This window comes from Arthrobacter sp. 49Tsu3.1M3 (genome assembly GCF_900168135.1).
GTDB lineage: Bacteria > Actinomycetota > Actinomycetes > Actinomycetales > Micrococcaceae > Arthrobacter.
Window position 1 is genome coordinate 206,657 of record NZ_FUZD01000002.1, and the last position, 26,532, is coordinate 233,188.

General features: G+C 62.5%; 37 protein-coding genes. 36 read left to right on the forward strand and 1 reads right to left on the reverse strand.

Translation table 11 applies throughout. The annotated features are described in order from the left end of the window. The first annotated feature begins 542 nt into the window (after positions 1-542). The 6 genes from rpsL (at position 543) to B5X90_RS03880 (ending at position 6,893) form a co-directional block, all read left to right on the forward strand. Entirely contained in the window at positions 543-917 is a 375-nt protein-coding gene (rpsL, locus tag B5X90_RS03860) for a 30S ribosomal protein S12 (protein WP_018773658.1), read from the forward strand. 1 nt (position 918) lies between these two features. Continuing rightward, positions 919-1,389: a 30S ribosomal protein S7 gene (gene rpsG / locus B5X90_RS03865; protein WP_011692813.1), complete on the forward strand. Its 471-nt coding sequence runs from the start codon at positions 919-921 to the stop codon at positions 1,387-1,389. Between the two features lie 69 nt (positions 1,390-1,458). Then, a complete protein-coding gene (gene fusA / locus B5X90_RS03870) occupies positions 1,459-3,573 on the forward strand; it encodes an elongation factor G (protein WP_079550516.1) in 2,115 nt (704 codons plus the stop codon). A gap of 267 nt (positions 3,574-3,840) precedes the next feature. Beyond that, positions 3,841-5,031 (forward strand): elongation factor Tu, encoded by a 1,191-nt coding sequence (gene tuf / locus B5X90_RS03875; RefSeq protein ID WP_018773660.1) that lies wholly within the window; start codon positions 3,841-3,843, stop codon positions 5,029-5,031. 143 nt (positions 5,032-5,174) lie between these two features. Continuing rightward, a complete protein-coding gene (locus B5X90_RS21540) occupies positions 5,175-5,300 on the forward strand; it encodes a hypothetical protein (RefSeq protein WP_256860042.1) in 126 nt (41 codons plus the stop codon). A gap of 144 nt (positions 5,301-5,444) precedes the next feature. Next, on the forward strand, positions 5,445-6,893 hold the full coding sequence (locus tag B5X90_RS03880) for a hypothetical protein (protein ID WP_079550166.1): 1,449 nt from the start codon (positions 5,445-5,447) through the stop codon (positions 6,891-6,893). A gap of 12 nt (positions 6,894-6,905) precedes the next feature. Here B5X90_RS03880 and B5X90_RS03885 read toward each other — a convergent pair whose 3' ends face one another. Beyond that, on the reverse strand, positions 6,906-8,342 hold the full coding sequence (locus B5X90_RS03885) for a GH1 family beta-glucosidase (RefSeq protein ID WP_079550167.1): 1,437 nt from the start codon (positions 8,340-8,342) through the stop codon (positions 6,906-6,908). Positions 8,343-8,794: 452 nt separating this feature from the next. Between B5X90_RS03885 and rpsJ the strand changes: the two genes are divergently transcribed. The 30 genes from rpsJ to rplQ all read left to right on the forward strand — a co-directional run bounded on the left by rpsJ (position 8,795) and on the right by rplQ (position 26,515). Continuing rightward, the gene (rpsJ, locus tag B5X90_RS03890) at positions 8,795-9,103 is read left to right on the forward strand and encodes a 30S ribosomal protein S10 (RefSeq protein ID WP_003803825.1); all 309 of its coding nucleotides are present in this window, start codon (positions 8,795-8,797) and stop codon (positions 9,101-9,103) included. Positions 9,104-9,120: 17 nt separating this feature from the next. Continuing rightward, positions 9,121-9,771, forward strand: a complete 651-nt coding sequence (gene rplC, locus B5X90_RS03895; RefSeq protein WP_003803812.1) for a 50S ribosomal protein L3 — start codon at positions 9,121-9,123, stop codon at positions 9,769-9,771. A gap of 4 nt (positions 9,772-9,775) precedes the next feature. Beyond that, complete coding sequence (gene rplD / locus B5X90_RS03900) at positions 9,776-10,396, forward strand: 50S ribosomal protein L4 (protein WP_026537568.1); 621 nt, start codon at positions 9,776-9,778, stop codon at positions 10,394-10,396. Further along, entirely contained in the window at positions 10,393-10,698 is a 306-nt protein-coding gene (gene rplW / locus B5X90_RS03905) for a 50S ribosomal protein L23 (protein ID WP_018773664.1), read from the forward strand. Before rplD ends, rplW begins: the two co-directional genes overlap by 4 nt. 29 nt (positions 10,699-10,727) lie before the next feature. Beyond that, complete coding sequence (rplB, locus tag B5X90_RS03910; RefSeq protein ID WP_026266473.1) at positions 10,728-11,567, forward strand: 50S ribosomal protein L2; 840 nt, start codon at positions 10,728-10,730, stop codon at positions 11,565-11,567. A gap of 12 nt (positions 11,568-11,579) precedes the next feature. Then, positions 11,580-11,861, forward strand: coding sequence for a 30S ribosomal protein S19 (rpsS, locus tag B5X90_RS03915; protein ID WP_018773666.1), 282 nt, complete (start codon positions 11,580-11,582; stop codon positions 11,859-11,861). Between the two features lie 38 nt (positions 11,862-11,899). After that, positions 11,900-12,265 (forward strand): 50S ribosomal protein L22, encoded by a 366-nt coding sequence (rplV, locus tag B5X90_RS03920; RefSeq protein ID WP_003803798.1) that lies wholly within the window; start codon positions 11,900-11,902, stop codon positions 12,263-12,265. After that, on the forward strand, positions 12,266-13,099 hold the full coding sequence (gene rpsC, locus B5X90_RS03925) for a 30S ribosomal protein S3 (protein WP_018773667.1): 834 nt from the start codon (positions 12,266-12,268) through the stop codon (positions 13,097-13,099). It abuts the gene before it with no gap. Beyond that, positions 13,100-13,516, forward strand: coding sequence for a 50S ribosomal protein L16 (rplP, locus tag B5X90_RS03930; RefSeq protein WP_018773668.1), 417 nt, complete (start codon positions 13,100-13,102; stop codon positions 13,514-13,516). It begins immediately after the preceding gene. A 2-nt stretch (positions 13,517-13,518) separates the two neighbouring features. Further along, positions 13,519-13,848: a 50S ribosomal protein L29 gene (gene rpmC / locus B5X90_RS21785; protein ID WP_018773669.1), complete on the forward strand. Its 330-nt coding sequence runs from the start codon at positions 13,519-13,521 to the stop codon at positions 13,846-13,848. Next, complete coding sequence (gene rpsQ / locus B5X90_RS03940) at positions 13,845-14,153, forward strand: 30S ribosomal protein S17 (RefSeq protein WP_018773670.1); 309 nt, start codon at positions 13,845-13,847, stop codon at positions 14,151-14,153. Before rpmC ends, rpsQ begins: the two co-directional genes overlap by 4 nt. A 544-nt stretch (positions 14,154-14,697) precedes the next feature. Continuing rightward, positions 14,698-15,066: a 50S ribosomal protein L14 gene (gene rplN, locus B5X90_RS03945; RefSeq protein WP_003803789.1), complete on the forward strand. Its 369-nt coding sequence runs from the start codon at positions 14,698-14,700 to the stop codon at positions 15,064-15,066. Between the two features lie 3 nt (positions 15,067-15,069). Next, on the forward strand, positions 15,070-15,429 hold the full coding sequence (gene rplX, locus B5X90_RS03950; RefSeq protein WP_018773671.1) for a 50S ribosomal protein L24: 360 nt from the start codon (positions 15,070-15,072) through the stop codon (positions 15,427-15,429). After that, complete coding sequence (rplE, locus tag B5X90_RS03955; protein WP_018773672.1) at positions 15,429-16,010, forward strand: 50S ribosomal protein L5; 582 nt, start codon at positions 15,429-15,431, stop codon at positions 16,008-16,010. The genes rplX and rplE overlap by 1 nt, the downstream gene beginning before the upstream one ends. A gap of 96 nt (positions 16,011-16,106) precedes the next feature. Next, positions 16,107-16,505, forward strand: a complete 399-nt coding sequence (rpsH, locus tag B5X90_RS03960) for a 30S ribosomal protein S8 (protein ID WP_018773673.1) — start codon at positions 16,107-16,109, stop codon at positions 16,503-16,505. Positions 16,506-16,523: 18 nt separating this feature from the next. Continuing rightward, the gene (gene rplF / locus B5X90_RS03965; protein WP_011692797.1) at positions 16,524-17,060 is read left to right on the forward strand and encodes a 50S ribosomal protein L6; all 537 of its coding nucleotides are present in this window, start codon (positions 16,524-16,526) and stop codon (positions 17,058-17,060) included. Positions 17,061-17,062: 2 nt separating this feature from the next. Beyond that, positions 17,063-17,446 carry a 50S ribosomal protein L18 gene (rplR, locus tag B5X90_RS03970; RefSeq protein ID WP_018773674.1) on the forward strand — a complete coding sequence of 128 codons (384 nt, stop codon included), beginning with the start codon at positions 17,063-17,065 and terminating at the stop codon, positions 17,444-17,446. Between the two features lie 26 nt (positions 17,447-17,472). Continuing rightward, on the forward strand, positions 17,473-18,153 hold the full coding sequence (gene rpsE, locus B5X90_RS03975; RefSeq protein WP_173403037.1) for a 30S ribosomal protein S5: 681 nt from the start codon (positions 17,473-17,475) through the stop codon (positions 18,151-18,153). A gap of 3 nt (positions 18,154-18,156) precedes the next feature. Next, positions 18,157-18,363, forward strand: a complete 207-nt coding sequence (rpmD, locus tag B5X90_RS03980; protein ID WP_018773676.1) for a 50S ribosomal protein L30 — start codon at positions 18,157-18,159, stop codon at positions 18,361-18,363. Continuing rightward, entirely contained in the window at positions 18,364-18,855 is a 492-nt protein-coding gene (rplO, locus tag B5X90_RS03985; protein WP_018773677.1) for a 50S ribosomal protein L15, read from the forward strand. Between the two features lie 187 nt (positions 18,856-19,042). Continuing rightward, positions 19,043-20,353 carry a preprotein translocase subunit SecY gene (gene secY, locus B5X90_RS03990; protein ID WP_026266474.1) on the forward strand — a complete coding sequence of 437 codons (1,311 nt, stop codon included), beginning with the start codon at positions 19,043-19,045 and terminating at the stop codon, positions 20,351-20,353. A gap of 5 nt (positions 20,354-20,358) precedes the next feature. Next, on the forward strand, positions 20,359-20,928 hold the full coding sequence (locus B5X90_RS03995; protein ID WP_173403039.1) for an adenylate kinase: 570 nt from the start codon (positions 20,359-20,361) through the stop codon (positions 20,926-20,928). 234 nt (positions 20,929-21,162) lie between these two features. Beyond that, complete coding sequence (gene map / locus B5X90_RS04000; RefSeq protein WP_028275002.1) at positions 21,163-21,990, forward strand: type I methionyl aminopeptidase; 828 nt, start codon at positions 21,163-21,165, stop codon at positions 21,988-21,990. 122 nt (positions 21,991-22,112) lie between these two features. Beyond that, positions 22,113-23,078, forward strand: coding sequence for a P1 family peptidase (locus B5X90_RS04005; protein ID WP_079550168.1), 966 nt, complete (start codon positions 22,113-22,115; stop codon positions 23,076-23,078). A gap of 188 nt (positions 23,079-23,266) precedes the next feature. Further along, on the forward strand, positions 23,267-23,488 hold the full coding sequence (infA, locus tag B5X90_RS04010) for a translation initiation factor IF-1 (RefSeq protein WP_009358723.1): 222 nt from the start codon (positions 23,267-23,269) through the stop codon (positions 23,486-23,488). A gap of 69 nt (positions 23,489-23,557) precedes the next feature. Then, entirely contained in the window at positions 23,558-23,671 is a 114-nt protein-coding gene (gene rpmJ, locus B5X90_RS04015; protein ID WP_009358722.1) for a 50S ribosomal protein L36, read from the forward strand. A gap of 174 nt (positions 23,672-23,845) precedes the next feature. Then, a complete protein-coding gene (rpsM, locus tag B5X90_RS04020; protein ID WP_028275004.1) occupies positions 23,846-24,220 on the forward strand; it encodes a 30S ribosomal protein S13 in 375 nt (124 codons plus the stop codon). A 100-nt stretch (positions 24,221-24,320) separates the two neighbouring features. Then, the gene (gene rpsK / locus B5X90_RS04025; RefSeq protein ID WP_018773682.1) at positions 24,321-24,722 is read left to right on the forward strand and encodes a 30S ribosomal protein S11; all 402 of its coding nucleotides are present in this window, start codon (positions 24,321-24,323) and stop codon (positions 24,720-24,722) included. A gap of 133 nt (positions 24,723-24,855) precedes the next feature. Continuing rightward, positions 24,856-25,866, forward strand: a complete 1,011-nt coding sequence (locus tag B5X90_RS04030; protein WP_018773683.1) for a DNA-directed RNA polymerase subunit alpha — start codon at positions 24,856-24,858, stop codon at positions 25,864-25,866. Between the two features lie 76 nt (positions 25,867-25,942). Next, on the forward strand, positions 25,943-26,515 hold the full coding sequence (rplQ, locus tag B5X90_RS04035) for a 50S ribosomal protein L17 (protein ID WP_079550169.1): 573 nt from the start codon (positions 25,943-25,945) through the stop codon (positions 26,513-26,515). The last annotated feature ends 17 nt before the right edge of the window (positions 26,516-26,532 follow it).

Sequence of the window (26,532 nt, forward strand, 5' to 3'; positions counted from 1 at the left end):
GCCACGTAGGGACCCGGCCGCCCTGCCCTTGCAGCTCGACGTCGGGCCCCGTCACCACTCCGCTTTTCAGCGGAGCGGGGGCGGGGCCCTTCCGTTTGACCCCGTTCAACGATCGACTGCTGAGGTACGGCCCTTTTGAGGCTTCAAAAGCGCGGTCACGGACCAACCGACGGGGAAAGGGGCCGACGTCGGGACGGCGCCTCCCGCCCGCCGATTAAGGGCTGGGACCCGTCCGTGTTAGACTTGAGACTAATTGTTATTGTGGCAGTGGATGAGTGCGCCGGTTTGGGTCAGACAGCTTGCAGCTGAAAGGTTCAACCAGGACGACGTTTCCGGTTTGCAGGGTTCTTGTGCAACGTATGCCACATTTTCGCATGCCTAGGGGCAGTTCGGGTCGAAAGTCCTTGGACCCCGGCGTGCGGTCCGACTATTAAGGCTTCGCCTCAGCTGCTCTGGAGAGAACTTCAAAGCTCGGGCGGCGAGGCGCAGCGACAAGAGAGCGGCCGCCAACGGCCGCTCCGGATAAAACGGAGAACACGAGAGTGCCTACGATTAACCAGCTGGTCCGCAAGGGCCGCACGCCTAAGGTCAAAAAGACCAAGGCTCCCGCGCTTAACGGCAGCCCGATGCGCCGCGGTGTTTGCACCCGCGTTTACACGACGACCCCGAAGAAGCCGAACTCGGCTCTGCGTAAGGTTGCTCGCGTGCGCCTCAACGGCGGCATTGAAGTCACCGCATACATCCCCGGTGTGGGCCACAACCTGCAGGAGCACTCCATTGTGCTCGTCCGCGGCGGCCGCGTGAAGGACCTTCCGGGTGTCCGCTACAAGATCGTCCGTGGCGCCCTCGATACCCAGGGTGTCAAGAACCGTAAGCAGGCTCGCAGCCGCTACGGCGCAAAGATGGAGAAGAAGTAATATGCCTCGCAAGGGTCCGGCCCCCAAGCGGCCGCTAGTTCTAGATCCCGTTTACGGCTCCCCGCTGGTCACCCAGCTCATCAACAAGGTGCTGGTTGACGGCAAGAAGTCCACCGCAGAGCGCATAGTTTACGGTGCCCTCGAGGGTGCTCGCGCCAAGTCCGGCGGCGACCCCGTTGCAGCCCTCAAGAAGGCCATGGAGAACGTCAAGCCTTCGCTTGAGGTCCGCTCCCGCCGTGTTGGTGGCGCCACCTACCAGGTTCCCGTTGAGGTCAAGCCGGGCCGTTCCACGGCCCTCGCCCTCCGCTGGCTGGTTGGCTACTCCAAGGCCCGCCGCGAAAAGACCATGACCGAGCGCCTCCAGAACGAAATCCTGGATGCCTCGAACGGTCTCGGTGCCGCTGTGAAGCGTCGCGAAGACACCCACAAGATGGCCGAGTCCAACAAGGCCTTCGCACACTACCGCTGGTAATACTTCCCGGACGCCGCCGGCTCGACTGAGCCGGCGGCGAACGTGCAGTCCATCCGAAAGGGAGACACCGTGGCACAGGACGTGCTTACCGACCTTAGCAAGGTCCGCAATATCGGCATCATGGCCCACATCGATGCCGGCAAGACCACTACTACCGAGCGCATCCTGTTCTACACGGGTGTGAACCACAAGATCGGCGAAACGCACGACGGCGCTTCGACGACTGACTGGATGGAACAGGAAAAGGAACGCGGCATCACCATCACGTCTGCCGCCGTGACCTGCTTCTGGGAAAACAACCAGATCAACATCATCGACACCCCCGGCCACGTTGACTTCACGGTCGAGGTTGAGCGCTCCCTGCGCGTCCTCGACGGCGCAGTCGCCGTGTTCGACGGCAAGGAAGGCGTGGAGCCGCAGTCCGAGACTGTTTGGCGCCAGGCTGACAAGTACAACGTTCCGCGCATCTGCTTCGTCAACAAGATGGACAAGCTCGGCGCTGACTTCTACTTCACCGTCGACACCATCATCAGCCGCCTCGGTGCCAAGCCGCTCGTCATGCAGCTGCCGATCGGCGCCGAGAACGACTTCATCGGCGTCGTCGACCTCCTTTACATGCGTTCGCTGGTCTGGCCCGGCGACGCCAAGGGTGACGTCACCATGGGTGCCAAGTACGAGATCCGCGAGATCCCGGCTGACCTCCAGGCGAAGGCCGAAGAGTACCGCGCAACGCTCATTGAGACCGTTGCCGAGTCCTCCGAGGAACTCATGGAGAAGTACCTTGAGGGCGAAGAGATCAGCATCGATGAGCTCAAGGCCGGCATCCGCAAGATGACGATCAACTCTGAGATCTACCCGGTCTTCTGTGGTTCTGCATTCAAGAACCGCGGCGTTCAGCCCATGCTCGACGCTGTGGTGGACTACCTGCCGAACCCGCTCGACGTCCCGCCGATGATCGGTCACGATCCCCGCGACGAAGAGAAGGAGCTTACCCGTAAGCCCTCCTCTGAAGAGCCCTTCTCCGCACTGGCGTTCAAGATCGCCGCGCACCCCTTCTTCGGCCAGCTGACCTTCGTCCGCGTGTACTCCGGTCACGTGGAAGCAGGCTCGCAGGTGGTCAACTCCACCAAGGGCAAGAAGGAGCGCATCGGCAAGCTGTTCCAGATGCACGCCAACAAGGAAATGCCCGTCGAGGGCGCTACCGCCGGCCACATCTACGCAGCGATCGGCCTCAAGGACACCACCACGGGCGACACCCTGTGCGATCCGGCCAACCAGATTGTCCTCGAGTCCATGAGCTTCCCGGAGCCCGTGATCTCGGTTGCGATCGAGCCGAACACGAAGGGTGACCAGGAGAAGCTCTCCACGGCCATCCAGAAGCTCTCCGCTGAGGACCCGACCTTCCAGGTCTCCCTCAACGAGGACACCGGCCAGACCATCATCGCCGGCATGGGCGAGCTCCACCTGGACATCCTGGTGGACCGCATGCGCCGCGAATTCAAGGTCGAGGCAAACGTTGGCAAGCCGCAGGTTGCTTACCGCGAAACCATCAAGCGTGCTGTAGAGCGTCACGACTACACGCACAAGAAGCAGACCGGTGGTTCCGGCCAGTTCGCAAAGATCCAGATCGCGATCGAGCCGCTGGACACCTCAGGTGGAGAGCTGTACGAGTTCGAGAACAAGGTCACCGGTGGCCGCGTTCCGCGCGAGTACATCCCGTCGGTCGACGCCGGCATCCAGGATGCGCTTAACGACGGCGTCCTGGCCGGTTACCCGGTTGTCGGCATCAAGGCGACGCTGATTGACGGCGCTTACCACGATGTTGACTCCTCGGAAATGGCGTTCAAGATCGCCGGCCGTATGGCTTTCAAGGAAGCCGCACGCAAGGCGAACCCTGTCCTGCTCGAACCGCTGATGGATGTCGAGGTCCGCACCCCTGAGGAATACATGGGTGAAGTTATCGGTGACCTCAACTCCCGCCGTGGCCAGATGCAGTCCATGGAAGATGCCCAGGGCGTCAAGGTTATTCGCGCACACGTCCCGCTGTCCGGCATGTTCGGCTACATCGGTGACCTGCGCTCGAAGACCCAGGGCCGCGCTGTGTACTCCATGACGTTCAACAGCTACGCCGAGGTCCCGAAGGCAGTCGCCGACGAGATCATCCAGAAGAACCGCGGCGAGTAGTCCCCAGGACGCCTCGCAGCAACAAGAAACTCGGGTGCGTCTCCGCCAGCGGAGACACATCTGGTGTAAGCGGCCGGACTCCGGTCAGCTGCAGTCCGGCCAGGCCGGAGTGCGGCCGCCTGCACGAACAGGCTCTAGGCACTAGCATTAGTACCTGAATCTGCAATTTCATCAATCCAAAGCCCCCCAAGTAGACTTACTGGAGTTTCTGCCGCGACAAGCGCGGCCGAAGGGTAAGTCAATTTGAAAACGTTCTAGGAGGAACCTGTGGCAAAGGCAAAGTTCGAGCGGACTAAGCCGCACGTTAACATCGGTACCATTGGTCACGTTGACCACGGTAAGACGACGCTGACGGCCGCCATTTCCAAGGTGCTGTACGACAAGTACCCGACTCTCAACGAGAAGCGTGACTTCGCGTCGATTGACTCTGCTCCCGAAGAGCGTCAGCGCGGCATTACCATCAACATCTCCCACGTTGAGTACCAGACCGAGAAGCGCCACTACGCACACGTAGACGCTCCGGGTCACGCTGACTACATCAAGAACATGATCACCGGCGCTGCTCAGATGGACGGTGCAATCCTCGTGGTTGCCGCCACTGACGGCCCGATGGCTCAGACCCGCGAGCACGTTCTGCTCGCCCGCCAGGTTGGCGTTCCCTACCTGCTGGTCGCGCTGAACAAGGCTGACATGGTTGACGACGAAGAGCTCCTCGACCTCGTTGAAATGGAAGTTCGCGAGCTGCTCAGCTCGCAGGGCTTCGATGGCGACGAGGCTCCGGTTGTTCGCGTTTCCGGCCTGAAGGCCCTCGAAGGCGACCCCGTCTGGGTCAAGTCCGTTGAGGACCTCATGGCAGCTGTCGACGAGTCCGTTCCGGACCCCGTACGTGACCGTGACAAGCCCTTCCTGATGCCGATCGAAGACGTCTTCACGATCACCGGCCGTGGCACCGTTGTTACGGGCCGCGCCGAGCGTGGAACCCTCGCCATCAACTCCGAGGTCGAGATCGTCGGCATCCGCCCGGTCCAGAAGACCACGGTTACCGGTATCGAGATGTTCCACAAGCAGCTCGACGAAGCATGGGCCGGCGAGAACTGTGGCCTCCTGCTCCGCGGTCTGAAGCGCGACGATGTCGAGCGTGGCCAGGTTGTCGTCAAGCCGGGTTCCATCACCCCGCACACCGACTTCGAGGCTAACGTCTACATCCTCTCCAAGGACGAAGGCGGACGTCACAACCCGTTCTACTCCAACTACCGCCCGCAGTTCTACTTCCGCACCACGGACGTAACCGGCGTTATCACCCTGCCGGAAGGCACGGAAATGGTTATGCCCGGCGACAACACTGAGATGACCGTTGCACTCATCCAGCCGATCGCCATGGAAGAGGGCCTCGGCTTCGCTATCCGCGAAGGCGGCCGCACCGTTGGTTCAGGACGCGTCACCAAGATCATCAAGTAATTACTTGCCGATCTGATGCTCTGCCCCTGATCAGCCAGCCGTCTGGCAGCTGACAGAGGATCGGGAACAGCCCCGCTGCACTTGCAGCGGGGCTGTTCCTTTTAAGTTCCTGATACCTTTGCAGGAAGGGAAGGGAGCTCACCATGGGCTGGTTCATTTTTCTGCTGATCGCCGCAGCGGTCGTCGTCGCGTTCTTTTGGGCGAAGAGGCACTTCCGCCAGGAGATCGAGCGCGCCAAGCGCATCAATAGGTCCAACCGCAACCAGTAGCAGCGGCCGGTCGGGACTCAGACCCGGCGGGCCCGGCCACGCCGCCGGGTGACTCCGGCCAGCATTGTGCGGAAATCGACCGGACTGCAACTCCGGCCCGCACGTTTGCCCCTCAGGAAGAATCTGTCGGGTAGGGTACCTGCTATGGCCGAAGCACGCACAGCCGAAAAGCCGGATAGCAGCACCCACAGCGCCGTCGGTCTAAGTCCAAATCCCCGCTGGGCTTGGCTCCTGGCGTGCGTTGCCTTCGTGCCGCTTGCGCTGGCCCGGGCGGAAATCTTCAGCGAGTCGGACACGTTCTGGCAGATCCGTGCCGGAATGGAAATCATCAACAACCAGCAAATTCCCGCCGTTGACCCGTTTTCATGGACCGCCTCCGGTGAAAGCTGGACGCTGAACTCCTGGGGTTTTAACGTGCTGTTGGCTTTGGCCTTCCAGACGGGCGGTCTGGTGCTCGTTGCGCTGGTGTGCGCGGGGTTGGCCACTGCCGTCGCGGTCCTTATTCTGGTGTTGGCCCGGGACCTCAAGGCTGCGCCGGCCATTTCCGGGTGGATCCTTGTGATCGTCTCGCCGCTTCTTATCGCCTGGCTCTCCGCCCGACCGCATCTGGTGGACTATTTGGCCGTGCTGGTCCTGGTCATCATCCTGCGGCGCCTGCTCGAGAGGCCTTCGCTGAGGCAACTCGGTGGGCTTGGCGTGCTGTCGGTCGTTTGGGTAAACCTGCACGCCGCCTCGTTGCTGGGCGTGGGCATTGTCGCGGGAACGGCAGCACTGGCCGCCTTCTCACCGGTTGCGCGGCAGCGTATCGGATGGCTTCTGGGCGCAGCCGGGATTGTCCTCCTCGGCAGCCTTATCAACCCCTACGGCGCCGGGCTCTTCACGCAGACGGCACAAGTCAAGACGGCGTCCGCGGGCATTGCCGAGTGGCAGCCCCTGAACCTGGGCGATCCGGTGCAGACGGTCACGTTCGCCCTGGGGCTGTTAGCGCTCGTGATTGCTGCCGCGCGGCGGGACGTCGTGTTCTCAGGTGCCCTCCTGGTGGCGGGAGCCGGCTCTGTAGTCGCGCTCCGAATCCTGCCGGTGTTGCTGCTGCTGGCGATTCCGGTGCTGATGTCGGGCGCGTCGCGGTCCTTCGTGTTGCACTACTTCCGAAGCCGGCGCAGGATGCTGGCGCAGGGTGCGGCGCTCGGAATGGCGGTCATCACGGGGCTGGTGGCCTTCAGTCTTCCGGCCGTGGGTCGCCCGAACCCAGCCGTCTACCCGTCCGGCATCATCCAAGCGATTCCGCCGGGGTGCCATGTGTTCAATGACTATATGCTCGGCGGCCTCTTGATCCTCGAGCGACCGGACGTCAAGGTCTCACTGGACTCGCGGAATGACTTATACGGGGCCGACCGCGTTTCCGCACTCGCAGGCTTCATCGAGAGCGGCGATGGGGATCTTGCGGTCAAACTGTTAGGGGCTGATTGCGTGCTGGTCCCGCCCGGCACCGGGCTCGCCACGAGACTGCGGACTGATCCAGGGTGGAAACTGGAAGGGGAGGAGCGCAACGCAGCGCTCTTTACCCGCGTCCGGCTGGCATCGAGCCGCTAAGGGAGTCCATCATCAACCGTGCCCCGCGGCCCGGCGGGCCCGCGCGAGTGCCTGGTACCAGTAGTACGAGTCCTTCGGCGTGCGCTTAAGGCTCGTGAAATCGACGTGCACCAGGCCGAAGCGCTGCGAGTAGCCGGCCGCCCATTCGAAGTTGTCCATCAGCGTCCAGACGTAATAGCCGAGCAGGTCGACGTCGTGGGCCACGCCCCCGGGGGAGGTGGCCTCAACCGCCTGGCTGAGGTGTGCGGCGATGTAGCTGATCCGGCCGGCATCGGGAATGGGACCGGTGACGTGGTCCGGTTCGGGGAAGCTCGCCCCGCTCTCGGTGATGTAGAGCGGCGGCAGCGAGGACCCGTACCGGTCCTTCAGCTCCCGGAGCAGGATCCCCAGGTGGTCCGGAGCGACCGGCCAGCCGAATCCTGTGCGTTCGTACTCCGGGAACGCGGCCATGTGGAAGGGGACTTTCAGCATCGCCTCCGCGGTTGCCGAGGGGCTGTCGACGCCGCGCCCCGTGGCCACCTTCACGGGGTAGTAATAGTTCAGGCCATAGAAATCCAGCGGCTGGTGGATCGTGGCCAGGTCCGCGTCGCTGATGCTCCGCATTGAACGGAACCACGGCCAGGCGATCAGCGGCAACCGGGGAAAGCGGCCCAGGAGGATCGGGTCAGCGTAGAGCCGGTTCAGCACGAAGTCGAACACCCTGGCCAGCAATCTGTCTGTGGGCGAACCGGAAGCGGGCCGGACGGGGGAATGCAGGTTCGTGACGCCGACAGCGCCGGCGACGCCCTGCGCGCGCAGCGCCTGGACCGCCAGCCCGTGCCCCAGGAGCTGATGCCGCACCGACGGCAGGGCCTCGAAGAGCAGGCCGCGGCCGGGAGCGTGGACGCCCAGGGCGTAGCCGTTCAGGGTAACCGAGGCGGGCTCGTTCAGCGTCACCCACTGCGCCACGCGGTCGCCGAACCGCTTGCCGGCTGCCGCGCTGTACTCGGCGAACCGTTCCGCCGTCGAACGGTTCATCCAGCCGCCCCGGTGCTCGAGGGGCAGCGGAGTATCCCAGTGGTAGAGAGTGGCCATGGGGGAGATGCCGGCGGCGAGGAGCCGGTCGATCAAGCGGTCGTAGAAGTCCAGCCCGGCCGCATTGAAGCGCCCGCTGCCCTCGGGCTGGACCCGCGGCCACGAGATCGAGAAGCGGTAGGAATCGATCCCGAGATCGCGCATCAGTTCGATGTCTTCCTCGGCGCGGTTATAGTGGTCGCAGGCCACGGCGGGGGAGTGCCCGTGCAGGATGTTGCCGGGCTTTTCAGCAAAGGCGTCCCAGCCGGAGGGTCCGCGGCCGCCGGCGGCCAGGCTGCCCTCGATCTGGAAGGCCGCGGAGGAAACACCCAGGGTGAAGCCCGGGCTCAGGCGTGCGGCGAGGGCCTGAACTGCCACAGAGTCCTGCACAGTCATGCCCCTATCATCCATTCGACGGCGATTCAGGACAATGGCCCTCCGGCAGGGATTGGACTGCTGCGGTTGCAGTGCTGCGAATGCACGGCGCCCAGTGCACCCCCGCGCAACGGGCTGATTCGCTTCTGCCCGCAATTTCCGGCATACTAGATGAGTTGTTCAAGCGCTCTTTCGCGTCCCGATCCGGATAATGCCGGGTGCCAGGGTCCAAGTGAGAGACCAAACATAACCCACTCCCCATGGAATTGCGGACGAGTACGTGTGAAAACACGCGACACGCCCGACCGCGGGGGTCGGTTGCGCCGGCAGGTTGAGGAACCCGGATCTTTCCGGATTCAGCTTGTGCGGCGGATGGTAGTCACGACTTCAAATGCTTCGGCAGCCATACAACGAGTAAGTGAACAGGGCAGCCCTAATCAGGGGAAGCACAGACTGAAAGAGAGTCAGGCGACATGGCGGGACAAAAAATCCGCATCCGGCTGAAGTCATATGACCACGAGGTCATTGACGTTTCAGCACGGAAGATCGTTGAGACGGTCACGCGCGCAGGCGCAACTGTAGTTGGCCCCGTGCCGCTGCCGACGGAGAAGAACGTTTACTGCGTTATCCGCTCTCCGCACAAGTACAAGGACAGCCGCGAGCACTTTGAAATGCGCACGCACAAGCGTCTTATCGACATCATCGATCCCACGCCCAAGGCTGTTGATTCGCTCATGCGTCTCGACCTGCCGGCCGACGTGAACATCGAAATCAAGCTGTAGGGAGGTGCTGAGAGACTATGACCGCAACCCGTAACGTAAAGGGCCTGCTGGGCACGAAGCTCGGCATGACCCAGGTCTGGGACGAGAACAACAAGCTCATCCCCGTCACTGTGGTCCAGGCTGACTCGAACGTCATCACGCAGCTGCGCAACGCAGAAACTGATGGCTATGTCGCCGTTCAGATCGGCTACGGCCAGATCGATCCCCGCAAGGTCACCAAGCCGCTGGCTGGTCACTTTGAAAAGGCAGGCGTCACGCCTCGCCGCCACGTCGTAGAACTGCGCACCGCAGATGCTGACTCTTACGAGCTGGGCCAGGAGCTCTCCGTAGAGCTCTTCGAAGCCGGCCAGAAGATCGACGTCGTTGGCACCACCAAGGGTAAGGGCTTCGCCGGTGTTATGAAGCGTCACGGCTTCCACGGCGTTGGAGCTTCCCACGGTGCCCACAAGAACCACCGTAAGCCCGGTTCAATCGGTGGCGCATCCACCCCGAGCCGCGTCTTCAAGGGCATGAAAATGGCCGGCCGCATGGGCGCCGTTCGTCACACCACGCTGAACCTCACGGTCCACGCGGTTGACGTCGAGAAGTCGCTGCTCCTGATCAAGGGCGCCGTTCCCGGCGCCCGCGGCCAGGTCGTACTCGTACGCACCGCCGTGAAGGGAGCCTAGTTCAATGACTAGCACTGTCAAGGTTGACCTGCCTGCAGAGATCTTCGACGTACAGACCAACGTGCCGCTGCTGCACCAGGTCGTCGTTGCCCAGCTCGCTGCTGCTCGCCAGGGTACCCACAAGACCAAGACCCGCGCCGAGGTTTCCGGTGCAGGTCGCAAGCCGTTCAAGCAGAAGGGCACCGGCCGCGCCCGTCAGGGTTCCATCCGTGCTCCTCACATGACCGGTGGTGGCGTTGTCCACGGCCCCACGCCGCGTGACTACAGCCAGCGCACCCCCAAGAAGATGATTGCTGCTGCACTGCGCGGCGCACTCTCGGACCGCGCCCGCAACGGCCGCGTCCACGTCGTTGCTGACCTGGTTGCCGGCTCCAAGCCGTCCTCCAAGGAAGCACTGGCAACCCTGCGCGGAGTCTCCGAGCGCAAGAACCTGCTCGTTGTCATTGAGCGCGCCAACGATGTTGCTGCACTGTCCGTGCGCAACCTCGAGGAAGTTCACGTTCTGTACGCAGACCAGCTGAACACCTACGACGTTCTCGTTTCCGACGACGTAGTCTTCACCAAGGCTGCCTACGAAGCATTCGTTGCTGACAAGGTTGCAAAGAACGAGGAGGATGCCAAGTGAGTGCAGCCACCATCAAAGACCCGCGCGACGTCGTGCTTGCACCCGTTGTCTCGGAAAAGAGCTACGGCCTGATCGACGAGGGCAAGTACACCTTCCTGGTGGACCCCCGCTCGAACAAGACCGAGATCAAGCTGGCCGTGGAGAAGATTTTCTCCGTCAAGGTCGAATCGATCAACACCATCAACCGTGCCGGTAAGCGCAAGCGCACCAAATTCGGCTGGGGTACCCGCAAGAACACCAAGCGTGCAATTGTGAGCCTCAAAGAAGGCACTATCGACATCTTCGGCGGTCCGCTTTCATAGCGGAGACCACTTTAACGAGGAAATAAATTATGGGAATCCGTAAATACAAGCCGACTACCCCGGGCCGTCGTGGCTCGAGCGTAGCGGACTTCACTGAAATCACGCGGTCGACGCCGGAAAAGTCGTTGGTACGTCCCCTCCCGAAAAAGGGTGGCCGTAACAACTCCGGTAAGATCACGACCCGTCACAAGGGTGGTGGACACAAGCGCCAGTACCGTCTGATCGACTTCCGTCGCCACGACAAGGACGGCGTCAACGCCCGCGTTGCCGAAATCGAGTACGACCCGAACCGCACGGCTCGGATCGCCCTCCTGCACTACGTTGATGGCACCAAGCGTTACATCATCGCCCCGAACAAGCTGTCCCAGGGCGACTTCGTAGAGGCCGGCGCCGACGCTGACATCAAGCCCGGCAACAACCTTCCGCTGCGCAACATCCCGGTCGGTACCGTAATCCACGCAGTCGAACTGCGTCCGGGTGGCGGCGCCAAGATGGGCCGCTCCGCCGGCGCGTCGATCCAGCTTGTTGCAAAGGAAGGCCGCTTCGCCCAGCTGCGTCTGCCTTCCGGCGAAATCCGCAACGTTGACGTGCGCTGCCGCGCAACCGTCGGCGAGGTCGGCAACGCCGAGCAGTCGAACATCAACTGGGGCAAGGCCGGCCGTATGCGGTGGAAGGGCGTTCGCCCGACCGTCCGTGGTGTCGCCATGAACCCGGTTGACCACCCCCACGGTGGTGGCGAGGGTAAGACGTCCGGTGGACGTCACCCCGTCAACCCGAACGGTAAGCGCGAAGGCCGCACCCGCCGTCCCAACAAAGAGAGCGACAAGCTTATTGTTCGTCGCCGTCGTACTGGCAAGAACAAGCGATAGGAGCCTGGACACATGCCACGCAGCCTGAAAAAAGGTCCTTTCGTTGACCAGCACCTCTTTGTAAAGGTAGCCAGGGAAAACGAAAAGGGCACCAAGAACGTCATCAAGACCTGGTCCCGCCGTTCGATGATCGTCCCCGACATGCTCGGCCACACGATCGCCGTACACGACGGACGCAAGCACATCCCCGTGTTTGTCACTGAGTCGATGGTCGGGCACAAGCTCGGCGAATTCGCTCCCACGCGGACATTCCGCGGCCATGTCAAGGACGACCGTAAGGGCAAGCGCCGCTAGGCGCCTGCACTTACGTCAAAGACGAGAGAAGGAAAGCAATGGAAGCCAAGGCAATTGCGCGTCACATCCGCGTAACGCCTATGAAGGCCCGGCGCGTCGTCAACCTTGTTCGTGGTAAGCAAGCGAATGAGGCTCTGGCAATTCTGAAGTTTGCCCCCCAGGCAGCTTCGGAGCCGGTATTCAAGGTAGTTCAGTCGGCAATCTCCAACGCCCGGGTCCTCGCGGACCGCGACGGCGTGGCGTTTGACGAAGGTGACCTCATCATCAGCGAAGCGTTTGTTGATGAAGGCCCGACCATGAAGCGGTTCCAGCCGCGAGCCCAGGGTCGTGCATTTCAGATCAAGAAGCGCACGAGCCACATCACCGTGGTAGTCGCTACCCCGGAGAAAGAGGAGGCTCGCTAAGTGGGACAGAAAGTTAACCCGCACGGGTTCCGACTCGGCATCACCACCGATCACGTATCGCACTGGTTCGCCGACAGCACCAAGGCCGGCCAGCGGTACAAGGACTTCGTTCGCGAAGACATCCGTATCCGCCAGCTCATGTCCACGGGCATGGAGCGCGCCGGTATCGCCAAGGTCGAAATCGAGCGCACCCGCGACCGTGTCCGTGTGGATATCCACACGGCACGTCCGGGCATCGTCATCGGCCGCCGCGGCGCTGAAGCAGACCGCATCCGCGGCGAGCTTGAGAAGCTCACGGGCAAGCAGGTTCAGCTGAACATCCTCGAGGTCAAGAACCCCGAGATGGAAGCCCAGCTTGTTGCCCAGGGCGTTGCTGAGCAGCTGACTTCCCGCGTGGCTTTCCGCCGTGCGATGAAGAAGGCCATGCAGTCCGCACAGCGCGCCGGTGCCAAGGGCATCCGGATCGCTTGCTCGGGTCGACTGGGCGGCGCAGAAATGTCCCGCTCGGAGTTCTACCGCGAAGGCCGTGTGCCCCTGCACACCCTGCGTGCGAACATCGACTACGGCTTCTACGAGGCCAAGACCACCTTCGGCCGCATCGGCGTGAAGGTCTGGATCTACAAGGGCGACGTCACTGCCAAGGAACTGGCTCAGCAGGCAGCTGCTGCTCCGTCCCGTGGCCGTGCCGGCGACCGCCCGGGCCGCCCGGGTGGCGCCGACCGTGGTGACCGCCGCCGTCGTCCCGACCGCCCCGCAGCCGAGGCAGCACCTGCCGCCGAAGCTCCGGCTGTCGAAGCAGCAGCTGCACCGGCAGTAGAAGGAGGACAGGCTTAAATGCTTATCCCACGTCGAGTAAAGCACCGTAAGCAGCACCACCCGGGTCGTTCCGGCGCTGCTACGGGCGGCACCCAGGTCTCCTTCGGTGAGTGGGGCATCCAGGCTCTGAGCCCTGCCTACGTCACGAACCGTCAGATCGAATCTGCCCGTATCGCGATGACCCGCCACATCAAGCGTGGCGGAAAGGTCTGGATCAACATTTACCCGGACCGTCCGCTGACGAAGAAGCCGGCCGAAACCCGCATGGGTTCCGGTAAGGGTTCTCCGGAATGGTGGGTCTCAAACGTCAAGCCGGGCCGGGTTCTCTTCGAACTCTCCGGTGTCAGTGAAGAGGTAGCTCGCGAGGCCCTGCGCCTGGCAATCCACAAGCTGCCGTTGAAGGCACGCATTGTGCGTCGCGAAGGTGGTGAGTAGAAATGGCAGTAGGATCCAAGGAACTTGCATCCGCACAGCTGGACGGTTTCGACAACGAGCGTCTCGTTGAAGAACTCCGCAAGGCCAAGGAAGAGCTGTTCAACCTGCGTTTCCAGTCCGCCACCGGTCAGCTGGAGAACCACGGTCGTCTGCGCGCGGTAAAGAAGGACATCGCCCGCATCTACACCGTTCTCCGTGAGCGCGAGCTCGGCATTCGTGCCGAGGTTGCCGCACCGGTTGTGGAAGCCAAGGAAGAGAAGAAGTCCAAGAAGGCTGCAACCAAGAAGGCCGAGAAGGCTGAAACGGTTGAATCCGAGGAGGATGCCAAGTGAGTGAAAAGGACGAGAACGTGACGGAAACTGTTTCCGACGCAGCCAAGGCTGACGAGCGCGGTTACCGTAAGACGAAGCGCGGCTACGTCGTCTCGGACAAGATGGAAAAGACCATCACTGTCCAGGTCGAAGACCGCGTGAAGCACGCCCTCTACGGCAAGGTCATCCGCCGCAACGCCAAGATCAAGGCTCACGACGAAGAGAACAGCGCCGGCATCGGCGACCTCGTGCTCCTCGCCGAGACCCGCCCGCTGTCCGCTACCAAGCGGTGGCGTCTGGTCGAGATCCTCGAGAAGGCCAAGTAACACCTGCACCTGTGCCTGGTGATACAGCAGAAGCCCTCGTTCCCCTTTGGGGGAGCGGGGGCTTCTGCGTTGCCCGCAGCCGCCGCAGCCGGCAGCCTGCGCCCGGCGGCAGCCGTTTACCGTGCGCGTCACGCGGAGCAGCCTTTGGGGGCTTACGCCGCCGGGCCGGGTTCCCGGGCGTGCCCGGCGGCAGGCCGTCCCAAAGCCTGTCCGGCGTGGCGGCGTCGCGGCTGCGGGGGAGGGATGTGCAGGCGCCATGGCTGTGATATGGGGATACGCCCAAAACGTGCTAAGATTTTGAGTTTGTATGGCGCCTTTTGCGCGCCGTCATCAACCTCGTAAACAATCGTGCCACGGCATAGTGCCCCCTTGCGCCCCGATCCGTCGGGAACCGCCTGGGAAGCAAATGTTTTTGGCACGGGCGTTTAGGCCTGGTCTGGCAAAATCCAGGCAGGTCAAGAGACACCCCGATCAACCGTTCCGCAAGGCTCATTCCGTAGGAAGATTTTCGGTCTGAGAACCAGCGCGACGCAAGGAGTAAATAGTGATTCAGCAGGAGTCGCGACTCAAGGTCGCCGACAACACGGGTGCTAAGGAAATCCTTACCATTCGCGTTCTCGGTGGATCTGGCCGTCGCTACGCAGGCATTGGCGACGTAATCGTCGCTACCGTCAAGGACGCAATTCCGGGCGGCAACGTAAAGAAGGGCGACGTCGTCAAGGCTGTCATCGTCCGTACCAAGAAGGAACGCCGCCGTGCGGATGGTTCCTACATCAAGTTTGACGAGAACGCAGCCGTCATCCTGAAGAACGACGGTGACCCCCGCGGTACCCGTATCTTCGGACCGGTTGGTCGTGAACTTCGCGACAAGAAGTTCATGAAGATCGTTTCTCTGGCTCCGGAGGTGCTCTAGTCCATGGCTAAGATCAAAAAGGGTGACCTCGTTCAGGTCATCACTGGCGCCAAGGCTGAGCGCGGCGGCGACAAGGGTAAGCAGGGCAAGGTTCTGCGCGTATACCCGGAGACCAACCGCGTGTTGGTTGAAGGCATTAACCGCGTAACCAAGCACACCAAGGTCGGTCAGTCGCAGCGCGGCACCAAGACCGGTGGCATCGAGGTCGTCGAGGCTTCGATCCACATCTCCAACGTGGCTCTGGTTGACCCGTCCACCAAGAAGCCCACCCGCGTCGGTTTCCGCACCGAGACCGTTGAGCGCGATGGCGTGAAGCGTGAAGTGCGCGTCCGCGTGGCCAAGAGCTCAGGGAAGGACATCTAATGACTGAGACTCTCGAGACTCCGGCAAGCAAGATCGTTCCTCGTCTGAAGACCAAGTACGCCGATTCCATCAAGAACACGCTGACTGAGGAATTCAAGTACCAGAACGTCAACCAGGTTCCCCGCCTGGTGAAGGTCGTTGTGAACATGGGTGTTGGAGATGCCGCCAAGGACTCCAAGCTGATCGACGGCGCTGTCCGCGATCTGACCCTGATCACCGGCCAGAAGCCGCAGGTAACCAAGGCCCGCAAGTCGATCGCACAGTTCAAGCTGCGCGAAGGCATGCCGATCGGTGCACACGCAACCCTGCGTGGGGACCGCATGTGGGAATTCCTGGACCGTCTGGTCACGCTGGCCCTGCCGCGTATCCGCGACTTCCGTGGCCTCAGCGGCAAGCAGTTCGATGGCAACGGCAACTACACCTTCGGTCTGACCGAGCAGGTTATGTTCCACGAGATCGACCAGGATTCCATTGACCGCGTTCGCGGTATGGACATCACCGTCGTGACCACTGCCAAGACCGACGACGAAGGCCGCGCGCTGCTGAAGGCGCTTGGCTTCCCGTTCAAGACCGAAGACTAATCTAGCTACGTAAAAGGTCCGCCCGCGCTCCCTTCCGAACTCTGTTCGGGACAACCTGCACGGCGGAAACCGTTATGAGGAAGGGCAAGAGCCCACATGACAATGACAGATCCCGTCGCAGACATGCTTACGCGTCTGCGCAACGCTAACTCGGCATACCACGATTCCGTGACCATGCCGTACAGCAAGCTCAAGGCACGCGTTGCCGACATCCTGAAGGCTGAAGGTTACATCGCCTCCTGGAAAGAAGAAGACGCTGAGGTTGGCAAGAAGCTGACCCTCGAGCTCAAGTTCGGTCCGAACCGCGAGCGTTCAATCGCTGGCGTTCGTCGTATTTCCAAGCCGGGACTGCGCGTTTACGCAAAGTCCACCAACCTGCCGCACGTGCTCGGTGGCCTGGGTGTCGCAATCCTGTCCACCTCTTCCGGCCTCTTGACTGACAAGCAGGCCGGCAAGAAGGGCGTGGGCGGCGAAGTCCTCGCTTACGTCTGGTAACGGGAAAGGAAGAGAATAATGTCACGTATTGGACGTCTCCCCATCACCGTTCCTGCCGGCGTTGAGGTCAAGGTTGACGGCTCTGTCGTCAGCGTCAAGGGTTCCAAAGGCGAGCTGAGCCACACTGTGGCCAGCCCGATCGAGGTTTCCCTGGAAGATGGCACCCTGACTGTCGCCCGCCCGAACGACGAGCGCGCCTCACGTTCGCTGCACGGCCTGACCCGCACCCTGATCGCCAACATGATCCAGGGTGTCACCGCAGGCTACGAGAAGAAGCTTGAGATTGTCGGTACCGGTTACCGCGTCCAGGCCAAGGGTTCTGACCTTGAGTTCGCTCTGGGCTACAGCCACCCGGTTAACGTCTCGGCACCGAACGGCATCACCTTTGCAGTTGAGACCCCGACCAAGCTCTCTGTTTCAGGTATCTCCAAGCAGCAGGTCGGCGAGGTTGCTGCCAACATTCGCAAGCTGCGGAAGCCGGACCCCTACAAGGGCAAGGGCATCCGTTACGCAGGCGAAGTCATCCGCCGCAAGGTCGGAAAGGCTGGTAAGTAACCATGGCGATCGCAATTAACAAGAAGCGTACGAACAAGAGCAAGTCTGCCCAGCGCAGCCGCCGCCAGCTTCGTATCCGCAAGCGCATCTCCGGTACGGCTGTACGCCCGCGTCTGGTCGTCAACCGCTCCGCACGTCACGTATTCGTCCAGGTTGTCGATGACACCAAGGGCCTGACCGTGGCAAGCGCCTCCACACTGGAAGCCGACCTTCGTGCATTCGACGGTGACAAGACCGCCAAGGCCAAGCGCGTTGGCGAACTGGTCGCCGAGCGTGCCAAGGCTGCCGGTATCGAAGCAGTTGTCTTCGACCGCGGTGGTAACAAGTACCACGGCCGGATCGCCGCCGTCGCTGACGGCGCACGTGAAGGTGGGCTGGCACTGTGACCGAAAATAACGAAAAGGACATTCAGGTGACTGAAGCTGTAGCTGCTCCGGCAACTGAGACCGCTGCGCCTGCTACCACTGACGACCGCCGTGGTGGCGCTCGTCGTGGCGAGCGTGGCGACCGCGGCCAGGGCCGTGGCGACCGTGGCGGCCGTGGTGGCCGTGACGGCGGCCGCGAGGCCGAGAAGAGCCAGTTCGTAGAGCGCGTCGTAACCATCAACCGCGTTTCCAAGGTCGTCAAGGGTGGTCGTCGCTTCAGCTTCACCGCCCTCGTCGTCGTCGGTGACGGCAACGGCATGGTTGGCGTCGGCTACGGCAAGGCAAAGGAAGTTCCTGCCGCTATCGCGAAGGGCGTTGAAGAGGCCAAGAAGTCCTTCTTCCGCGTTCCCCGCATCGGCAGCACCATCCCGCACCGCGTTCAGGGTGAGGCCGCCGCAGGCGTCGTCATGCTGCGCCCGGCTTCCGCCGGTACCGGTGTTATCGCCGGTGGCCCGGTCCGTGCAGTACTGGAGTGCGTGGGCATCCACGACATCCTCTCCAAGTCGCTCGGTTCTTCCAACGCCATCAACATCGTTCACGCGACCGTTGACGCGCTGAAGCGCCTCGAAGAGCCGGCAGCAGTGGCAGCACGCCGCGGCCTCCCGCTCGACGAGATCGCCCCGCCGGCAATGGTCAAGGCGCTCCTGAACCAGAAGGCAGGTGTCTGAGTCATGGCTAAGAACGTGCTTGTCTCCGACGCAAAGTTGGAGATCACTCAGATCAAGTCCGCCATTGGCGGCAAGCAGAACCAGCGCGACACCCTGCGGTCCCTCGGCCTGAAGCGGATTGGACACACCGTTGTCCGCACCGCCGACGCCGTAACCGTCGGGATGCTCAACACGGTTCCGCACCTGGTAAAGGTAGAGGAGGCGAAGTAAATGGCAGAGAAGAACACCGCCGAAAAGGCACAGGGCGCCGCTGAGAAGCAGAACGCACTGAAGGTTCACCACCTGCGTCCCGCCCCGGGTGCCAAGACCGCCAAGACCCGTGTTGGTCGTGGTGAAGGTTCCAAGGGTAAGACCGCTGGTCGCGGTACCAAGGGTACGAAGGCCCGCTACCAGATCAAGGCTGGCTTTGCCGGCGGCCAGCTGCCGCTGCACATGCGCCTGCCGAAGCTGCGCGGCTTCAAGAACCCGTTCCGGGTTGAGTACCAGGTTGTAAACCTGGACAAGCTCAACGAGCTGTTCCCGGAAGGTGGCGCTGTCACCGTGGAGAACCTGGTCGAAAAGGGTGCCGTTCGCAAGAACCAGCCCGTCAAGGTGCTGGGCACCGGCGACATCACCGTCAAGGTTGACGTCACCGTCCACGCATTCTCGGCCAGCGCTGCTGACAAGATTGCTGCAGCAGGCGGAAGCACCACCGCCCTCTAACGAGGCGGCGGGGCAGTTGCCCGTTGTTGAAACTCCCGGTACCAGGGGCTCAGGCCCCCGGTGCCGGGAGTTTTTTTCATTTTCCGGGCCCCGCCGATTGTTCGCGGGGCGCATCCACCCGTTAGACTCGGTTGTTGGGTTTATTTGACCTGTCTCACACGACTTTACTTATTACTCAGGAGGACGCTTGCTTAGCGCATTTGGCCGGGCCTTTCGCACGCCTGATCTGCGACGCAAGTTGTTGTTCACGCTGGGAATCATCACAATCTTCCGCTTGGGTGCCTTCATCCCCTCGCCTGGTGTGAGCTACCAGAATGTCCAGCAATGCTTGCAGAACGGTCAGACCTCGGGCGGGATCTACCAGCTCGTCAACCTGTTCAGCGGCGGTGCATTGCTGCAGGTGTCCATCTTTGCCCTCGGCATCATGCCGTACATCACCGCCAGCATCATCGTCCAGCTGCTCCGGGTGGTCATTCCCCGCTTCCAGCAGCTGTACGAGGAAGGCGCGTCAGGGCAGTCGAAACTGACCCAGTACACCCGCTACCTCACGATCGCACTCGGCCTGCTCAATGCCACGACACTGGTGTCGCTGGCACGCTCCGGCCAGCTTCTGCCTAACTGCCAGCTGCCCATCATCCCGGACAGCTCGATCGTCACCACGGTCCTGATCATCATCACGCTCACGGCCGGCACCGGCCTGATCATGTGGATGGGCGAGCTCGTGACGGAAAAGGGCGTCGGCAACGGCATGTCCCTGCTGATCTTCACGTCCATCGCCGCAGGCTTCCCCGGCTCGCTCGGTGCGATCTGGAAGGCCCAGGGCCCCGGCACGTTCTTCCTGGTCCTGATCATCGGCCTGCTCACCGTGGCTCTCGTGGTCTTCGTGGAGCAGTCCCAGCGCCGGATCCCGGTGCAGTACGCCAAGCGGATGATCGGCCGCCGCACGGTCGGCGGAACCAGCACCTACATCCCCATCAAGGTGAACATGGCCGGCGTCGTGCCCGTCATCTTCGCCTCGTCCATGCTCTACCTGCCGGGGCTGATCTCACAGTTCAACCAGCCCAAGGCCGGCGAGCCGGTACAGCCCTGGGTTGAGTGGATCAACAACAACCTCACCAAGGGCGACCACCCGATCTATATGGCACTGTATTTCGCCATGATTGTGTTTTTCACCTACTTCTATGTTGCGATTACTTTCAACCCTGAAGAGGTCTCGGACAACATGAAGAAGTACGGTGGCTTCATTCCGGGCATCCGCGCCGGCAAGCCGACCGCGGACTATCTTCAGTACGTCCTATCCCGGATCACCCTGCCCGGCGCCTTCTACCTTGGCTTCGTGGCACTGATCCCGCTGGTTGCACTGGTCCTGATTAACGCGAACCAGAACTTCCCGTTCGGCGGCACCTCGATCCTGATCATGGTGGGCGTCGGTCTGGAGACCGTGAAGCAGATTGATGCGCAACTACAGCAACGTCACTACGAAGGGCTTTTGCGATGACGAGAATGTTGATTATCGGACCTCCCGGGTCCGGCAAGGGAACGCAGGCGGAACGCATTTCCGAACGCCTGGGCGTCGTTGCGATCTCCACCGGAGACATCTTCCGCGCCAACGTCAAGGGTGAGACTCCGCTCGGCGTCGAAGCCAAGAAGTACATGGACGCCGGCGACTTCGTCCCGGACAGCGTCACCAACAAGATGGTGCGCGACCGCCTCAATGAGGACGACGTCGAGGCAGGCTTCCTGCTCGACGGGTACCCGCGCACCACCGCGCAGGTGGACTACCTCGAGGACATCCTCGCCGGCGCTGACCAGAAGCTCGACGTCGTGCTTCAGCTCACCGCTGACGACGAGGAGCTGGTTACCCGCCTCCTGGGCCGTGCCAAGGAAACTGGACGCAGCGACGACAACGAAGGCGTTATCCGTCACCGGCTTGACCTGTACCACGAGCAGACTGAACCTGTGGTGGCCAAGTATGCCGAACGTGGCATCCTGACCCAGGTGGACGGCATCGGCGCCATTGACGAAGTCACCGAGCGCGTCATGGAAGCGATCAAGTCGGCCCAGGCCGCCTGATCCCCACCCGCTGATCCACGCTGTTCACTGCAGCAGATGCAGTCCAGAAGGGCGCGTTCCGAACCATCAGGTACGGGACGCGCCCTTCGGTGTTGGATGGCCCCGCAGCCAGCCCGTTCCGAACCGTTGAACCGGTACGGGAGAATAGAGCTTGAAGACTTGGGTTGATGACCCATGGTGGAGGCCCGGGATCCAGCGCGCCCGGACCGTGAGAGAGAAAAATTTGAGGTAGCGATGGCATTCGGCCAGGCACGCATTGAATACAAGACCAACGCCCAGATGCGCACGATGCACGAGGCCGGACTGGTCCTGAGCCGGGCACTGGATGCAGCGGTGGCCGCCGCGGCCCCCGGCGTCACCACGGCCCGGCTGGACGAGGTCTTCGCTGCCGTGCTCCAGGACGCCGGCGCCAAGTCCAACTTCCTCGGCTACCACGGGTTCCCGGCCACGATCTGCACCTCGGTGAACGAAGAGGTGGTGCACGGCATCCCGGGCAGCCGGGTCCTGGCGGACGGCGATATCATCTCGATCGACGGCGGCGCAATCGTGGACGGCTGGCACTCCGATTCGGCGCGGACCGTGGTTGTCGGCACCGCCGATCCCGAAGACGTTCGCCTCTCCGAGGTCACCGAGGAAGCCATGTGGCGTGGCATCGCAGCCCTGGCCACCGGAAAATTCGTGGGCGATATCGGCAACGCGGTGGACGACTACGTCTCCTCCGTGCCGGGCAAGCCGCTGGGCATCCTGGAGGACTATGTAGGGCACGGAATCGGCTCCGAGATGCACATGGCGCCGGACGTGCTGAACTACCGCACCGGCCACCGCGGGCCGAAGATCCGCCCGGGGCTGTGCCTCGCAATCGAGCCCATGCTGGTCCGGGGCAGCATCGAGACCGCCATCCTCGACGACGACTGGACCGTCGTCACCACGGATGGCAAGCGCTCCTGCCAGTGGGAGCACTCGGTGGCCGTGCACGAGAAGGGGATCTGGGTCCTCTCGGCACCTGACGGGGGAGCGGCGAAACTGGCGCCGCTCGGCGTCGTGCCCGTCCCGATTCCCTAGGCCCGAATCACACGGCGACCCGCGAGATTTCTGGCGGCGCGCAAAATCCCTGCCGTTACCGGAATACCGGTGGCGGCAGGGATTTTGCGTGTCGCAGGTCGGCCAGGGCGCACACTGGAGCCATGGGAGCAACGGGAGCCATCACCGACGTCGCCGGGATCCGGGTGGGGCATGTCCAGAAGTCCGGCGGCGGCTGGCTGAGCGGGGTGACGGTGGTTCTCCCGCCGCGGGGCACCGTCGGCTCGGTCGACGTCCGGGGCGGCGGGCCCGCGACGCATGAGACGGACTCACTGGATCCCACCACGCTGTCCCAGACAGTGGACGCCGTGGTCCTGACCGGGGGCAGCGCCTTTGGTCTCGCAGCCGCGGGCGGGGCCATGCGCTGGTGCGAGGAGAACGGCCGCGGCTTCCCGGTCCCCGGCGGGCTTGTTCCGATCGTGCCGGCGGCCGCGATCTTCGACCTGGGCCGCGGAGGCGATTTCTCCGCCCGCCCCGGAGAAGCGATGGGCTACGCGGCGACGGTCGCCGCCGCCGGGCAGCCGGAAGGGCACGACGTCGAACGCGGCAACGTCGGCGCCGGCACCGGAGCGGCAATCGGCAGGGGCACGTACAAAGGGGGAGTGGGAACAGCCTCCATCACTTTAGACAATGGGGTCGTTGTAGCGGCCTTGGCGGTAGTCAATGCGCTGGGACTTCCATTCGGCACACCGAGCCAGTGGACGGAAGCCGGCATCGGCGGCACGGATCCGGATGCGAAGGAGCCCCCGCCGCTCAACACCACGCTCGTCGTCGTTGCCACTGACGCTGTCCTGGACAAGGCGGACTGCAAACGGACGGCCTCCGCCGCCCATGCCGGACTGGCCCGGGCTTTGAATCCAAGCCACACCCTCGCCGACGGCGATACCGTGTTCGCGCTGGCGACGGGCGCCGTCGCGCTTGACCGCAGCACCCCGGCGGCCCGGCAGATCAGCCTCATTACCCTGCAGAGCGCGGCCGCCGACGTCGTCCGGCTGGCCATCCTCGACGGGATCTCGCGGGCAGAGGCAGTGACGACGGCGGCCGGGACGCTAGGTGCGTACGGACGCTGAGTGCGCTACGATGGGCGGATTTAACTACGGATTTAACAATCGGGCCGCGATGGCGTAGTGTTGTCTGTTGGTTGTCTGCCCCGTTGTGCCCTTTTGGGGTCGGGTGGCACCAACCAATCAATCAAAAACGTCCGCGGTCATGACCGGTGCAAACCGGGAGGCTGCGGCAACAACAGTTAGCGGAGGGTATGGCCAAGAAGGACGGGGTCATTGAGATCGAGGGCGTTGTGACCGAGGCGCTGCCCAATGCGATGTTTCGCGTTGAGCTCACCAACAAGCACATCGTTCTGGCACACATCTCTGGAAAGATGCGCCAGCACTACATCAGGATCCTCCCCGAGGACCGCGTAGTGGTGGAGCTGAGCCCTTACGACCTGACACGTGGTCGTATCGTCTACCGCTACAAGTAAACACTGGGCGGCCAGGGCGAAAGCCGAGGGCCGGTCCAGTTGACCAACTGCAACACGCAAAGGAACGCCATGAAGGTCAAGCCGAGCGTCAAGCAGATCTGCGAAAAGTGCAAAGTGATCCGCCGTAATGGCCGGGTCATGGTGATCTGCGAGAACCCGCGCCACAAGCAGCGCCAGGGCTAATTTCCTTCACAGGAAATCCTGGGTTGCTAACCCACGCAAGTAAATAAAGGCAGCACAAGCTGAACTGGGACGTATTGAGCCCGGACAGCTAACCCCCGGTCGGAGGCTGGGGCCGCACTGTAAGTGCGGGTGTACTGCCTACGACCTCCGGTTTATACAAGGAGTACTGCCAATATGGCTCGTCTCGCTGGCGTAGACATTCCCCGCGAAAAGCGGTTGGAAATTGCGCTTACTTACATCTACGGCGTGGGCAAGACCCGTGCACACGAAACCCTGGCTGCTACCGGCATCAGTGCAGACGTTCGGGTCAAGGACCTGACCGACGCACAGCTGGTTGAGCTGCGTGACTACATTGAAGGCAACTACAAGGTTGAGGGTGACCTTCGCCGCGAAGTGGCCGCTGATATCCGCCGCAAGGTTGAAATCGGCAGCTACGAAGGTATTCGCCACCGCAAGGGCCTGCCAGTGCGTGGACAGCGTACGAAGACGAACGCGCGTACCCGCAAGGGTCCGAAGCGCACCGTCGCAGGCAAGAAGAAGGCCCGCTAAACCCCAGTTGCCCCCTGGGATCGCTGACGCGATTTCTGGGAACCCGGCAAGTGTGGGCCAAGCGTAGGCTTTCCCCCAATAACTTTCTGTAGGAGAAAAAATGCCCCCGAAGACTCGTGGCGCGGTTCGCAAGCCGCGTAAGAAGGACAAGAAGAATATCGCGCTGGGCCAGGCGCACATCAAGAGCACCTTTAACAACACCATCGTGTCCATCACGGACCCGAACGGTGCTGTCATCTCCTGGGCTTCGTCCGGTGAGGTTGGCTTCAAGGGCTCGCGTAAGTCCACCCCGTTCGCTGCCCAGATGGCCGCCGAAGCCGCCGCAAAGCGTGCACAGGAGCACGGCATGCGCAAGGTTGACGTGTTCGTCAAGGGACCGGGTTCCGGACGCGAAACCGCCATCCGCTCGCTGCAGGCCGCTGGCCTCGAGGTTGGCTCCATCCAGGACGTCACCCCCAGCGCCCACAACGGCTGCCGTCCGCCGAAGCGCCGCCGCGTCTAAGGCTTTCCAGCGCCCAGGAGCTTGCCCGGACCCTCACCGGTCCGGGCAGGCCCGGCCGCGTTAAGTCTTCAGACCGATCTTTCCACCACCTGTGTTGCGTCATATAGCGGATGCTCGCCGAAAGGAAACCTAAGTGCTCATTGCACAGCGCCCCACCCTCTCCGAAGAGGTCGTCTCCGAAAACCGCTCACGGTTCATCATCGAACCGCTGGAGCCGGGCTTTGGTTACACCCTCGGAAACTCCCTCCGCCGTACCCTGCTCTCCTCCATCCCCGGTGCCTCTGTAACGAGCATCCGGATCGATGGCGTGCTGCACGAGTTCACCACGGTTCCGGGTGTCAAGGAAGATGTCACCGAGATCATCCTGAACATCAAGAACCTGTCGGTTTCCTCCGAGCACGACGAGCCGGTTGTTGCTTACCTGCGCAAGCAGGGACCGGGAGTCGTCACCGCCGCGGACATCGCTCCGCCGGCCGGCGTCGAATTCCACAACCCGGATCTGCACATTGCCACGCTGAACTCGAAGGGCAAGTTCGAACTCGAACTGACCATCGAGCGCGGTCGCGGCTACGTTTCGGCAGCTCAGAACAAGTCCGGCGACTCCGAGATCGGCCGCATCCCGGTCGACTCGATCTACTCGCCGGTCCTGAAGGTTACTTTCCGCGTGGAAGCTACCCGTGTTGAGCAGCGCACTGACTTCGACAAGCTCATTGTTGACGTCGAGACCAAGCAGGCGATCGCCCCGCGCGACGCCGTCGCTTCGGCAGGTACCACCCTGGTGGAACTGTTCGGTCTGGCCCGCGAGCTGAACACCGCAGCTGAAGGTATCGAGATCGGTCCGTCGCCGACGGACGCTGCCCTGGCAGCCGACATGGCACTGCCGATCGAGGATCTGGACCTGACGGTCCGTTCCTACAACTGCCTCAAGCGTGAGGGCATCCACACCGTGGGTGAACTCGTTGCCCGCTCCGAGGCTGACCTCATGGACATCCGCAACTTCGGCGCGAAGTCCATCGATGAGGTCAAGGCCAAGCTGGTCGAACTGGGTCTGTCCCTCAAGGACTCCCCTCCCGGTTTCGATCTCGCAGCACGTGCCGCAGCCATCGAAGAGGACGACGCCGCGTTCAGCGACGACGAGCTCTAACCAACAGATCTTGGCCGGCTGGCTGGATGCACCCTGGTGTGCGCAGCCCAACGGCTTCCAATGAGGAGAAACTATAATGCCTACCCCCGCTAAGGGTCCGCGCCTCGGAGGCGGAGCGGCTCACGAGCGTCTTATGCTCGCGAACCTGTCCGCCGCACTTTTCGAGCACAAGCGGATCACCACCACGGTGACCAAGGCCAAGCGCCTGAAGCCGTACGCCGAGCGCCTGGTGACTTTCGCCAAACGTGGCGACCTCGCTTCCCGCCGTCGTGTACTCGGCCTGATCAGCAACAAGGGCGTCGTCCACGAGCTGTTCACCGACATTGCACAGGCAGTGGAGAACCGCGATGGCGGCTACACCCGCATCACCAAGATCGGCAACCGCAAGGGCGACAACGCTCCCATGGCTGTCATCGAACTGGTTCTCGAGCCGGTTTCCGCGAAGCAGGCCGTTGTAGCCGAGGCTACCTCCGCCGCTCAGCGGGACGCTGCTAAGAAGGATGCTGAAAAGGCCGAAGCAGCTCCGGTTGCCGAGACCGAAGAGGCTGCTGAGACCGAAGAGGCTCCGGCCGCTGAGACCGAAGCTGCTACCGAAGAGGCTCCGGCCGCTGAGGAAGCAGCCGCTGAGTCCGAGAAGGACGCGAAGTAATTCGCTAAATCTTTCTT

Coding starts and splice junctions, on each gene's coding strand:
- rplV (WP_003803798.1), top strand. CDS start 11,900: ATGGAAGCCAAGGCAATTGCGCGTCACATCCGCGTAACGCCTATGAAG.
- rplE (WP_018773672.1), top strand. CDS start 15,429: ATGACTGAGACTCTCGAGACTCCGGCAAGCAAGATCGTTCCTCGTCTG.
- rpsG (WP_011692813.1), top strand. CDS start 919: ATGCCTCGCAAGGGTCCGGCCCCCAAGCGGCCGCTAGTTCTAGATCCC.
- infA (WP_009358723.1), top strand. CDS start 23,267: ATGGCCAAGAAGGACGGGGTCATTGAGATCGAGGGCGTTGTGACCGAG.
- rplR (WP_018773674.1), top strand. CDS start 17,063: ATGGCGATCGCAATTAACAAGAAGCGTACGAACAAGAGCAAGTCTGCC.
- rplQ (WP_079550169.1), top strand. CDS start 25,943: ATGCCTACCCCCGCTAAGGGTCCGCGCCTCGGAGGCGGAGCGGCTCAC.
- B5X90_RS03885 (WP_079550167.1), bottom strand. CDS start 8,342: ATGACTGTGCAGGACTCTGTGGCAGTTCAGGCCCTCGCCGCACGCCTG.
- rplX (WP_018773671.1), top strand. CDS start 15,070: ATGGCTAAGATCAAAAAGGGTGACCTCGTTCAGGTCATCACTGGCGCC.
- rplC (WP_003803812.1), top strand. CDS start 9,121: ATGACCGCAACCCGTAACGTAAAGGGCCTGCTGGGCACGAAGCTCGGC.
- B5X90_RS03880 (WP_079550166.1), top strand. CDS start 5,445: ATGGCCGAAGCACGCACAGCCGAAAAGCCGGATAGCAGCACCCACAGC.
- rpsK (WP_018773682.1), top strand. CDS start 24,321: ATGCCCCCGAAGACTCGTGGCGCGGTTCGCAAGCCGCGTAAGAAGGAC.
- rplP (WP_018773668.1), top strand. CDS start 13,100: ATGCTTATCCCACGTCGAGTAAAGCACCGTAAGCAGCACCACCCGGGT.
- rpsH (WP_018773673.1), top strand. CDS start 16,107: ATGACAATGACAGATCCCGTCGCAGACATGCTTACGCGTCTGCGCAAC.
- rpmD (WP_018773676.1), top strand. CDS start 18,157: ATGGCTAAGAACGTGCTTGTCTCCGACGCAAAGTTGGAGATCACTCAG.
- rplD (WP_026537568.1), top strand. CDS start 9,776: ATGACTAGCACTGTCAAGGTTGACCTGCCTGCAGAGATCTTCGACGTA.
- rplO (WP_018773677.1), top strand. CDS start 18,364: ATGGCAGAGAAGAACACCGCCGAAAAGGCACAGGGCGCCGCTGAGAAG.
- map (WP_028275002.1), top strand. CDS start 21,163: ATGGCATTCGGCCAGGCACGCATTGAATACAAGACCAACGCCCAGATG.
- rplF (WP_011692797.1), top strand. CDS start 16,524: ATGTCACGTATTGGACGTCTCCCCATCACCGTTCCTGCCGGCGTTGAG.
- rpmC (WP_018773669.1), top strand. CDS start 13,519: ATGGCAGTAGGATCCAAGGAACTTGCATCCGCACAGCTGGACGGTTTC.
- rpsS (WP_018773666.1), top strand. CDS start 11,580: ATGCCACGCAGCCTGAAAAAAGGTCCTTTCGTTGACCAGCACCTCTTT.
- B5X90_RS04005 (WP_079550168.1), top strand. CDS start 22,113: ATGGGAGCAACGGGAGCCATCACCGACGTCGCCGGGATCCGGGTGGGG.
- B5X90_RS21540 (WP_256860042.1), top strand. CDS start 5,175: ATGGGCTGGTTCATTTTTCTGCTGATCGCCGCAGCGGTCGTCGTCGCG.
- rpsJ (WP_003803825.1), top strand. CDS start 8,795: ATGGCGGGACAAAAAATCCGCATCCGGCTGAAGTCATATGACCACGAG.
- B5X90_RS03995 (WP_173403039.1), top strand. CDS start 20,359: ATGTTGATTATCGGACCTCCCGGGTCCGGCAAGGGAACGCAGGCGGAA.
- rplB (WP_026266473.1), top strand. CDS start 10,728: ATGGGAATCCGTAAATACAAGCCGACTACCCCGGGCCGTCGTGGCTCG.
- rpsM (WP_028275004.1), top strand. CDS start 23,846: ATGGCTCGTCTCGCTGGCGTAGACATTCCCCGCGAAAAGCGGTTGGAA.
- rpmJ (WP_009358722.1), top strand. CDS start 23,558: ATGAAGGTCAAGCCGAGCGTCAAGCAGATCTGCGAAAAGTGCAAAGTG.